Origin of the sequence: Actinomadura sp. 6K520 (assembly GCF_004349245.1) — a bacterium.
Lineage (GTDB): Bacteria > Actinomycetota > Actinomycetes > Streptosporangiales > Streptosporangiaceae > Spirillospora.
Map to the genome: position 1 here is coordinate 1 of NZ_SMLC01000228.1, position 9,479 is coordinate 9,479.

The 9,479-nt window shown below is 70.6% G+C and carries 10 protein-coding genes and 1 riboswitch; of the genes, 8 read left to right on the top strand and 2 right to left on the bottom strand.

All coding sequences use genetic code 11. The annotated features are described in order from the left end of the window. From E1289_RS33785 to E1289_RS33795, 3 genes are all read left to right on the top strand, one after another. Positions 1 to 277 (top strand): ATP-binding protein (locus E1289_RS33785; RefSeq protein ID WP_207929326.1); only part of this gene is annotated, 277 nt, incomplete at its 5' end. Continuing rightward, on the top strand, positions 256 to 621 hold the full coding sequence (locus tag E1289_RS33790) for a hypothetical protein (RefSeq protein WP_131987594.1): 366 nt from the start codon (positions 256 to 258) through the stop codon (positions 619 to 621). The genes E1289_RS33785 and E1289_RS33790, both read left to right, overlap by 22 nt. 72 nt (positions 622 to 693) lie before the next feature. Next, positions 694 to 1,275 (top strand): hypothetical protein, encoded by a 582-nt coding sequence (locus tag E1289_RS33795; RefSeq protein WP_131987596.1) that lies wholly within the window; start codon positions 694 to 696, stop codon positions 1,273 to 1,275. A 135-nt stretch (positions 1,276 to 1,410) separates the two neighbouring features. Here E1289_RS33795 and E1289_RS33800 read toward each other — a convergent pair whose 3' ends face one another. Continuing rightward, positions 1,411 to 3,246, bottom strand: a complete 1,836-nt coding sequence (locus E1289_RS33800; protein WP_131987598.1) for an acyl-CoA dehydrogenase — start codon at positions 3,244 to 3,246, stop codon at positions 1,411 to 1,413. Positions 3,247 to 3,530: 284 nt separating this feature from the next. Here E1289_RS33800 and E1289_RS33805 point away from each other — a divergent pair, with 284 nt between their 5' ends. The 5 genes from E1289_RS33805 (at position 3,531) to E1289_RS33825 (ending at position 8,663) form a co-directional block, all read left to right on the top strand. Then, complete coding sequence (locus E1289_RS33805) at positions 3,531 to 4,868, top strand: UDP-glucose/GDP-mannose dehydrogenase family protein (RefSeq protein ID WP_131987600.1); 1,338 nt, start codon at positions 3,531 to 3,533, stop codon at positions 4,866 to 4,868. A 93-nt stretch (positions 4,869 to 4,961) separates the two neighbouring features. After that, positions 4,962 to 5,023, top strand: a riboswitch (guanidine-III (ykkC-III) riboswitch). A gap of 32 nt (positions 5,024 to 5,055) precedes the next feature. Beyond that, positions 5,056 to 5,382, top strand: coding sequence for a multidrug efflux SMR transporter (locus tag E1289_RS33810; protein WP_131987602.1), 327 nt, complete (start codon positions 5,056 to 5,058; stop codon positions 5,380 to 5,382). A 120-nt stretch (positions 5,383 to 5,502) separates the two neighbouring features. Beyond that, positions 5,503 to 6,288, top strand: coding sequence for a sporulation protein (locus E1289_RS33815; protein WP_131987604.1), 786 nt, complete (start codon positions 5,503 to 5,505; stop codon positions 6,286 to 6,288). Positions 6,289 to 6,362: 74 nt separating this feature from the next. After that, positions 6,363 to 7,832, top strand: coding sequence for a hypothetical protein (locus E1289_RS33820; protein WP_131987606.1), 1,470 nt, complete (start codon positions 6,363 to 6,365; stop codon positions 7,830 to 7,832). A gap of 84 nt (positions 7,833 to 7,916) precedes the next feature. Further along, complete coding sequence (locus E1289_RS33825) at positions 7,917 to 8,663, top strand: SDR family oxidoreductase (protein ID WP_131987608.1); 747 nt, start codon at positions 7,917 to 7,919, stop codon at positions 8,661 to 8,663. A 40-nt stretch (positions 8,664 to 8,703) separates the two neighbouring features. Here the strand turns inward: E1289_RS33825 and E1289_RS33830 are convergent, their stop codons facing one another. Further along, positions 8,704 to 9,291, bottom strand: coding sequence for a rhomboid family intramembrane serine protease (locus E1289_RS33830; protein ID WP_131987610.1), 588 nt, complete (start codon positions 9,289 to 9,291; stop codon positions 8,704 to 8,706). Positions 9,292 to 9,479 lie beyond the last annotated feature (188 nt).

Consider the following 9,479-nt stretch of genomic DNA (forward strand, 5'->3'; position numbering starts at 1 on the left):
GCAGACCGTCAAACTCACAAAAGAACCACTGGAGAGCCGGATGCGGGGAAACTCGCACGTCCGGTTCGGAGGGAGGCCGCGCGGAAAAGGGCCCTCATGGGCACCTCGCCGCGCGGCCGACCCTACCGAGAGCTGCGCCCTGCCCGTCGTCCAAGGCGAGGACGACGACGCGGAGAGCGGGCGCGGCCTGCTGCTGATGGCGCAACTCGTCCACGACTGGGGCGTCCGCCTGCTCAACGAGGAAGGGAAGATCACATGGGCTCGCTGTGCCCGCTGAACATTCGCCTGCTGCGGTGGCGGACCCGGGTGGGGCGCACCACCGCGATCCGGAATCTCGACCTGCTCGCCATCGCCGTCCAGGCCAAGAGCTACCGCTGCGTCAAGCTCTACCAGGCCGACGAGCTCCCGGGTCGTCCCCCGCTGCTATGGGTGTTCGCGTTCAGCCCCGACGACCACGTTCGCGTCGCGGTGAGCGTCCACGCCACCCCCGGAGGCGGCTGGGCGTACTACGACGCGGGGCGCGGGCGGCACGGCTACCTCGCCCCCTGCGGCGACACCAAGCGAGCCGCCGACCAGGTCGACGCGATCCTCAAACACCGCATGTTCCCAGCCACCTGGTAGCGCCGCACCCAGTCGCGACGACGTCGGTTCGCAGGCGGGCCGCTCTACCATGCGGGGCGGGGGTGGCACGGGATGGACGGACTGACGCTGTTGGTCGCAGGGGACGACGCGATCGACTGGGCCGAGTTCTGGGAGAGCCTGACTCCGCTGTGGCGGCGGGTACTGTGCGGTTCCGACACCCCGGTGCCCCCGCCGCCTGAGCCGATCCTGCGCCGCCACCGCCTCACCACCGACTACGCATGGGTGGGCTCCTTCGAGCCCATCCGATGGCTGCCGTCCGTCACGGAGGCCCTCCTCTGGGAGGACAACGGCATGGATCTAGGGCCGCTCGCCGGGCGATCGTGGGAGCTGCTCCAGCTCGCCGGGCCCGCCGCCAACGTGGATCTGGGACAGCTGAGCGGGACGCCCGTCCGCCGCCTCATCCTGTCGAACCTGGACGTCCGCAGCCTGGACGGCCTCCGCGACATCGTGGGCCTGGAATCCCTCACCCTGGCGCACGGCGACTTCGGTCTACTGCCGCCCCTGGAACACCTCACCGACGTCGTCCTGTACGCGGAGGGCACCGTCGAACTGTCCGCCGCCCAACACCCGCGGCTCCGGGTGACCCGGCACGACGAGGTCTACCTCGCGCCCTTCGGGCCCGACGATGTATGACGCGCGCTCGGTATGACGCGCGCTCGGCCGGGTCGCGGACGCCGAGTGCCCCCGCCGAGCCGGGCTCGGCGGGGGCACTCGTTCAGCGGGATCAGCGCGGGATCGGTGCGGGGTATGCGCTGATCGACGCTGAGATCAGAACGCCTCTTCGGGGAGGTCCATCAGGTCGAGGGTGGTGGACTCGGTGGTGGCGCGGTCGGCGGCCAGGCGGGGCAGGACGGTCTGGCAGAAGAACTGCGCGGCCGCGACCTTGCCGTTGTAGAACGCCTTGTCGGAGTCGGACACGTCGCCGCCGCCGAGGGCGGTGAGTGCCACCTCGGCCTGGCGGCAGAGCAGCCAGCCGACGATGAGGTCGCCGAGGGCCATCAGCAGCCGGGTCGCGTTGAGGCCGATCCGGTACAGCTCCTTCGGGTTCTCCATCGAGGCGAGCGCCCAGCCGACCATCGGGTCGACGATGCCCTGCACGTCGTCCAGGGCGCGGCCGAGCAGGGCGCGCTCGTTCTTCAGGCGGCCGTTGCCGGCGTCCGACTCGACGAAGGCCCTGATCTCGCCGGCGAGCACCTTCAGCGCCTCGCCGTTGTCCCGGAGGATCTTGCGGAAGAACAGGTCCTGGCCCTGGATCGCGGTGGTGCCCTCGTACAGGGTGTCGATCTTGGAGTCGCGGATGTACTGCTCGATCGGGTAGTCCTGCAGGAAGCCGGAGCCGCCGAGGGTCTGCAGCGACTCGGCGCCGAGCAGCGCGTACGCCCGCTCCGAGCCGAAGCCCTTCACGATCGGCAGCAGCAGGTCGTTGACCTTCTCGGCGGTCTCGTCCTTGCGGCCCTCGTGCTGGGCGACCTGCACCGCGTCCTGGTAGGTGGAGGTGAGCAGGACCAGGGCGCGCATGCCCTCCGCGTACGCCTTCTGCGTCATGAGGCTGCGCCGGACGTCCGGGTGGTGGGTGATCGTCACCCGCGGGGCGGTCTTGTCCGTCATCTGCGTCATGTCGGCACCCTGCACGCGCTCCTTCGCGTACTCCAGCGCGTTGAGGTAGCCGGTGGACAGGGTGGCGATGGCCTTGGTGCCGACCATCATCCGGGCGTGCTCGATGACGAGGAACATCTGCTTGATGCCCTCGTGGACGCCGCCGACCAGGTAGCCGATCGCCGGGTGCTTCTCGCCGAAGGTCAGCTCGCAGGTCGTGGAGACCTTGAGGCCCATCTTCTTCTCGACGTTGGTCACGTAGGCGCCGTTGCGCTCGCCGAGCTCACCGGTCTCCACGTCCACCAGGTACTTGGGGACGAGGAACATCGACAGCCCCTTGGTGCCGGGACCGGCGCCCTCGGGACGGGCCAGCACCAGGTGGAAGATGTTCTCCGACATGTCGTGCTCGGCCGAGGTGATGAAGCGCTTGACGCCCTCGATGTGCCAGGTGCCGTCCGGCTGCTCGACGGCCTTGGCGCGGCCGGCGCCGACGTCGGAGCCAGCGTCCGGCTCGGTCAGCACCATCGTGGCGCCCCACTGCCGCTCGCGGGCCAACTCGGCGAACTTCCGCTGCTCCGGCGTGCCGATGCGCCAGAGGATCTGGGCGAAGCTGGGGCCGGACGAGAACATGTAGATGGCGGGGTTGGCGCCGAGGACCTGCTCGGCCACCGCCCAGGTCAGGGAGCGCGGGGCACCGGTGCCGCCGAAGTCCGGGCCGAGGTCCAGGCGGTACCACTCGGCGTCCATCCACGCCTTGTACGACTTCTTGAAGCTCTCCGGCATCGTGACGGTGCCGGTGGCCGGGTCGTACTCCGGCGGGTTGCGGTCGGCGTCCTCGAAGGAGTCCGCCAGCGGGCCCTCGGCCAGCCGGTCCATCTCGTCCAGGATGCTGCGCGCGGTGTCCTCGTCCACCTCGGCGTACGGGCCGCTGCCGAGAAGGTCCTGGCGCCTGAACACCTCGAAGAGGTTGAACTCCAGGTCCCGGAGGTTGCTCTTGTAGTGCCCCATTCGAGACTCCGTTTAGTCCTGCGGTGCCAGGCCGGCCCCGCGCATCGTACTGGTTAGTAACTCCACATCATGCTACCCGCTGGTAACTAGTGGCGACCACCCCTAAACCACCGCGAATCGGGGGAAGCAGACCACATCGGTATCACGTCCGGGCGCGCCGCGTGAGCTGACTCACACGTCCCGACCTGCGCACGGGGCCGCCGCACGGCACCCGGCGCCGCCCGCGCGGGCACCGGTGGGAAGATCGGTCGGGCGAGAACACCGCTACCCAAAGGGAGGTGCGCATGGAACAGGGGGATTCCGACGCTCCGAGACTGACCGTCATCGGAACCGGCTATCTCGGCGCCACGCACGCGATCTGCATGGCCGTCCTCGGCTTCGACGTCCTCGGCGTGGACACCGACCCCGCGAAGGTCGAGCGGCTGGCGGCCGGCGAGGCCCCGATCTTCGAGCCGGGCCTGCCCGAGCTGCTCACCAAGGCGCTCGACTCCGGCCGCCTCCGGTTCACCACCTCCCACGCGGAGGCCGGCGAGTTCGGCGACGTCCACTTCCTGTGCGTCGGGACGCCGCAGCGCCCCGACTCCGACGCCGCCGACCTGACCTACGTCGAGGCCGCCGTCCGCTCCCTCGCGCCGCACCTGCGCCGCCGCTCCCTCGTCGTCGGCAAGTCCACCGTGCCGGTCGGGACGGCGCAGCGGCTCACCGGGATCGTCCAGGACCTCGCGCCCGCGGGCACCGACGTCGAACTGGCGTGGAACCCCGAGTTCCTCCGCGAGGGCTTCGGCGTCGACGACACCATGCATCCCGACCGGCTCGTGTTCGGCGTCGCGTCCGACTGGGCGCACGAGCGGCTGCGCGCCGCGTTCAAACCGATCCTCGACCTCGGCACCCCGGTGATCCGCACCGACCTCGCCACGGCCGAGCTCGTCAAGGTCGCCGCCAACTCCTTCCTCGCCACCAAGATCTCCTACATCAACGCGATGGCCGAGGTCTGCGAGGCGGTCGGCGCCGACATCAAGGACCTCGCCGACTCCCTCGCCCTCGACGACCGCATCGGCGGCAAGTTCCTGCGGCCCGGCCTCGGCTTCGGCGGCGGCTGCCTCCCCAAGGACATCCGCGCGTTCGCGCACCGCGCCGAGGAGATCGGCGTCGGCCAGGCCGTGTCGTTCCTGCGCCAGGTGGACGCCATCAACCGGCGCCGCCGCGCCCGCACCGTCGACCTCGTCCGCGAGGTCCTCGGCGGCACCGTCGCCGGCAAGCGGATCGCCGCGTGGGGCGCCGCGTTCAAGCCCAACTCCGACGACATCCGCGACGCGCCCGCGCTGGACGTGGCGCACACCCTGCACGGGCTCGGCGGCGACGTCCGCGTCTACGACCCGGCGGCGCTCGGCAACGCCCGCCACGCCTTCCCCGACCTGCGGTACGGCGACGGCGCGTTCGAGGTCGCCGAGGACGCCGACGTCGTCGTCCTGCTCACCGAATGGTCGGTCTTCCGGGAGGTGGAGCCGGAGGCGCTGGCCGAGGTCGTCGGGCACCGGCGCATCGTGGACGGCCGGCACGCCCTCGACGCGGCGCGGTGGCGGTCGGCGGGCTGGGAGTACCGCGCGCTCGGCCGCTCCTGAGCCGTTGGCGCGATGAGGGAGCGGCGGCCCCGCTCCCTCATCGCATCAACCGACCGGGACGGGAACACCCGGCCGGGCGGTCGCGTTCACGCTGGTGAGGGCCCCGGTCCTCCCGGACGAGGTGCGCCGTACCCGGCAGGCGAAGACGGCGCGTGCCAACGCCGTCTCGTCCCCGGGAGCAGAACCCATGGCCTGGATCCTCCTCATCGTCGCCGGTCTCTTCGAGGTCGCGATGGCCCTGTGCCTGAAGGCGAGCAAGGGCTTCACCGAGGTACTGCCGTCCGCCGGCTTCCTCTTCTTCGCCGTGACCAGTTTCGGCCTGCTCAGCCTCGCCCTGAAGACCCTCGACGTGGGCACCGCCTACGCGGTGTGGGTCGGCATCGGCGCGGTCGGCACGGCGGCGCTGGGCATGCTGGTCATGGGCGACCAGGTGTCCGCCACGAAGATCATCGCGCTGGCGTTCATCATCATCGGGGTCGTCGGCCTCAATCTGGCGGGCGGCGGCGGCCACTGAGACCGGGACGACCCGGCGATTCGCAGGTCACGACGCCTTCCCGGAACGTAATCTCCCGTGACAGCGTCTATGGGACGTAAAGAGCGCTCGGGAGCGCGCTCGCTCAGGGAGGGACGGACCTTGGTCTTCAAGAAGCTGCGGCAGGCGATCGGCATCGGCGGCCCGTCGATCGAAACGGTCCTGCACAACCCGAACACCACGCCGGGGGGCGTGGTCACTGGTGAGGTCACCATCATCGGCGGCCAGTACAACTCCGACATCAAGGCGGTGAACCTCGCCCTGCGCACCAGGGTCGAGGTGGAGTCCGGCGACAACGAGTACAGCTCGAACCTGGAGTACGCCAAGCTGCCGGTGGCGGGCGGTTTCACCCTTCAGGAGGGCGCCCGGCACAGCGTCCCGTTCCAGATGCCCGTCCCGTGGGAGGCGCCCCTCACCCACATGTACGGGCAGGCGCTGCGCGGCACCACGGTCGGCGTCGCGACCGAGCTGGAGGTCGCGGGGGCGCTCGACCCGGGCGACCTCGACCCGATCGCCGTGCACCCCCTGCCCGCCCAGGAGCGCATCCTCGCCGCGTTCGCCAACCTCGGCTTCCGGTTCCACGGCGCCGACTGCGAGAAGGGCCGCATCTGGGGCGTGCACCAGGAACTGCCGTTCTACCAGGAGATCGAGTTCTATCCGCCGAGCCAGTACGCCCGCGGCATCAAGGAGCTGGAGGTGACGTTCGTCGCCTACCCCCAGTCCATGGAGGTCATCCTGGAGCTGGACAAGCGCGGCGGGGTGTTCACCGAAGGGCGCGACGCGTTCAGCCGCTTCACCGTCGACTACGCGAGCATCGAGCACACCAACTGGGAGCAGCAGCTCGACGGCTTCCTGCAGGACGCCGGGCGCCGCAGGGGCTTCTTCTAGACCCCGGCCCGGCCGATGACCGGATCCCCTCCGCGGTTGATCGCGGAGGGGATCTCCGCGTAGAAAGAGGTTCCGTGCTCCAACCCCCCGGACTCAACGACGCGGAACGGCGCCTCTGGGCCGCGTTTCCCACCGGCGCGACCGTCGTGCTCGGCGACGACCGGCCCGCCGGCCCGCTCCCCGAACGCATGGTCCGCGCCGAGATCATCACCCGGCTGCTGCTCGGCGCCGAGGAACCGCGTCCCGGCATGGTCGCGGCCGTGCGCCTGCGCGGCGCCTACGTCACGGGGACGATGGACGTCTCGGGCGGCTCGGTCGAGTACGAACTGCGGCTGGAGAACTGCCGGCTGGTCGAGCAGCCCGACTTCTCCAACGCCGCGACCCGGGAGCTGCGCTTCGCCGACTGCCGGATGCCGGGCTTCGACGGCGGCGGCCTGCGCGCGGACGGCTACCTCAGCCTGTCCGGGTCGGAGATCGAGGGCCAGGTCCGGCTGCCGCGGGCGCAGCTCGCCGGGGGCCTGCGGATGAACGGGACGACGATCACCGCGTCCGACCCGGACGAGTGGGCGCTGTTCAGCGGCGGCCTCGTCGTGGAGGTCGGCACCTTCATCCGGAACGCGCACATCACCGGCGGGGTCCGCTTCGTCGGCGCCCGGATGAACGGCGGCCTGTTCATGGAGGGCACCACCCTCAGCAACCCCGGCCGCCTCGCGCTGGACGCCCAGAACATGGTCGTGGAGGACGCCGCCGAGTTCAGCCGCGGATTCACCGCGGTCGGCACCATGCGGCTGCGCAGCGGCCGCTTCAACGGCATCCTGTCGTTCTCCCGGGCGCGGCTCGACTCCGGCGACCCCGAGCGGATGGCGCTGCACGCCAGCCACATCCAGGCCGACGAGCTGCTGCTCTGGCCGGAGGACAAGATCGAGGGCCGGGTGTCGCTGTCGTACTCCCGCATCGAGCTGATCATGGACCATCCGTCCGTCTGGCCGGACGAGCTGTACCTGAACGGCATGACGTACCAGACACTGCGCGGCGCCGAGTTCAAGGACCGCCTCGACTGGGTCTCCCGGGACGAGGAGTTCCACCTCCAGCCGTACGAGCAGCTCGCGTCCTGGTACCACGGCATCGGCCACGACGACCTCGCCCGCAAGGTGCAGCTCGCCAAGCTCCGCGCCCGCCGCCGCATGCTGAACCCGGTCGGCAAGGCGTGGAACCACGTCCTGGACTGGACGGTCGGGTTCGGCTACCGGCCCTGGCTGGCGTTCGCGTGGTTCGCGGCGCTGCTCGCCACCGGGACGACGGTGTTCTCGATCGAGCATCCGCGCCCGGTGAAGCCGAAGGACGAGCTGCCGGCGTTCCACGCGCTGATCTACACCCTGGACCTGCTGATCCCGCTCGACACGTTCGGGCAGCAGCTGTCGTACGACGCCGTGAACTGGTCCCGCTGGGTGGCGTACGGGCTGGTCACGACGGGTTGGGTGCTCGCCACCGCCCTCATCGCGGGGGCCACCCGCGTCCTGCGCCCCACCCAGAACCCGAACTGAGGCACCGGCGCACCGGCCGGACCCCGAACCGGGCGGCCGCCCCGGGCGTCCACCCAGGTAGGGGATCGATCAGAATGGACGGCCATGGGCACGTATGTGATCACGGGGGCGACCGGCGGCATCGGGACGGCGGTGGCCGAGCTGCTCCGCGAACGCGGGCACGACCTCGTGCTGACCGGCCGCTCACCCGAGCGGCTCCACAAGCTGGAGACGGCACTGCGCGGCGGCGCGAACGCCCCCACGCAGGTCATCAACCCGGGCGCGGTACCGCCGCCGCCGCGGAGCGCGGCCATCAGCACGATCCCGCTGGACCTGCGGGAGCCGCGCCGCATCGAGGCGTCGCTGGCCATGGCCGGGATGCCCGCGCGGCTGGACGGCGTCGTCCACACCGCCGGCATGGTGCACCTCGGGCCGGTGGCGGACACCGAGGCGGACGAGTGGATCGAGCACCTGTCGGTCAACCTGGTGTCCGCGGCGGAGCTGACCCGCCTGCTGCTGCCCGCGCTGCGCGCCGCCGAGGGGCACGTCGTCTTCGTCAACTCGACCGCCGGCCTGCGCGCCAACCCGCAGTGGTCGGCATACGCGGCGAGCAAGTTCGGCCTGCGCGCCCTTGCCGACTCGCTGCGCGCCGAGGAGCCGTCCCTGCGCGTCACGACCGTCTACCCGGGGCGGACGGCCACGGAGATGCAGCGGAAGGTGCGCGCCCAGGAGGGCGGGACCTACGCCGAGGACGACTTCGCCGCGCCCGCGACCGTGGCGCGGGTCCTGGTCGCGGCGCTGGAGACGCCCCGCGACGCGGTCGTGGCGGACGTCACCGTCCGGCCCGCCTGAGGGCCCGCCCCGAGCCGGGGGCCGAACCGGGGCCGGCGGTTCAACTGCGGCGCAGGAACCAGGCCCCGAGGACGCCGCCGATCAGCCCGAACAGGTGCCCCTGCCACGAGATGCCGGGCTCGCCGGGGATGACGCCGAGCAGCATCGTCCCGTAGACGGCGACGACCGCGATGGCGATCCCGATGTCGAGCAGGCGCCGCTCGAAGACCCCGCGGCCCAGCAGGTAGCCGAAGAAGCCGAAGATCAGGATGCTGGACCCGAGCGTGTTGGCGGAGCTGGTGAACCACACGCCGAGCCCGCCGACCACGATCACGATCAGGCTCATGGCCAGGAACTTCGCGATGCCGCGCGCCGCCGCGATGAACCCGAGGATCAGGAACGGGACGGTGTTCGCCATCAGGTGCCCGAACCCGCCGTGCATGAACGGCGCGGTGAAGATGTCGGGAAGATCGTTCACGGCGCGCGGCTGGATGCCGTACCGGTCCAGCCACCCGTTCATCGTGTAGTCGATCGCCTCCAGCACCCACATCACCGCGGTGATGGAGCCGATCAGTACCGCCGAGGACAGCGCGCGGACGCCGTGCTTGGCGAGCCCATCGGACCTCTGCCGTTCGGGGACATAGCTCATATCAGCCACCGTAAATCTCGACCCTGCGAAGTCAACGAACGGAACGCCCGGAATGTGCCCCGGCCCCCCCCCGACAACCGGCGAAAATACACTGTGATCAGGAAGTTATTGGACCGGAAGAAAAGTCGAGCACCCCATCACACCCCTGTCTGAAATGCGAACAGTGGGGTATTGTAACGCTCCAAAGA

What these genes read in the sequence shown, in the direction of transcription:
- E1289_RS33790 (WP_131987594.1), top strand. Translation starts at nt 256, where the DNA reads ATGGGCTCGCTGTGCCCGCTGAACATTCGCCTGCTGCGGTGGCGGACC.
- E1289_RS33795 (WP_131987596.1), top strand. Translation starts at nt 694, where the DNA reads ATGGACGGACTGACGCTGTTGGTCGCAGGGGACGACGCGATCGACTGG.
- E1289_RS33800 (WP_131987598.1), bottom strand. Translation starts at nt 3,246, where the DNA reads ATGGGGCACTACAAGAGCAACCTCCGGGACCTGGAGTTCAACCTCTTC.
- E1289_RS33805 (WP_131987600.1), top strand. Translation starts at nt 3,531, where the DNA reads ATGGAACAGGGGGATTCCGACGCTCCGAGACTGACCGTCATCGGAACC.
- E1289_RS33810 (WP_131987602.1), top strand. Translation starts at nt 5,056, where the DNA reads ATGGCCTGGATCCTCCTCATCGTCGCCGGTCTCTTCGAGGTCGCGATG.
- E1289_RS33825 (WP_131987608.1), top strand. Translation starts at nt 7,917, where the DNA reads ATGGGCACGTATGTGATCACGGGGGCGACCGGCGGCATCGGGACGGCG.
- E1289_RS33830 (WP_131987610.1), bottom strand. Translation starts at nt 9,291, where the DNA reads ATGAGCTATGTCCCCGAACGGCAGAGGTCCGATGGGCTCGCCAAGCAC.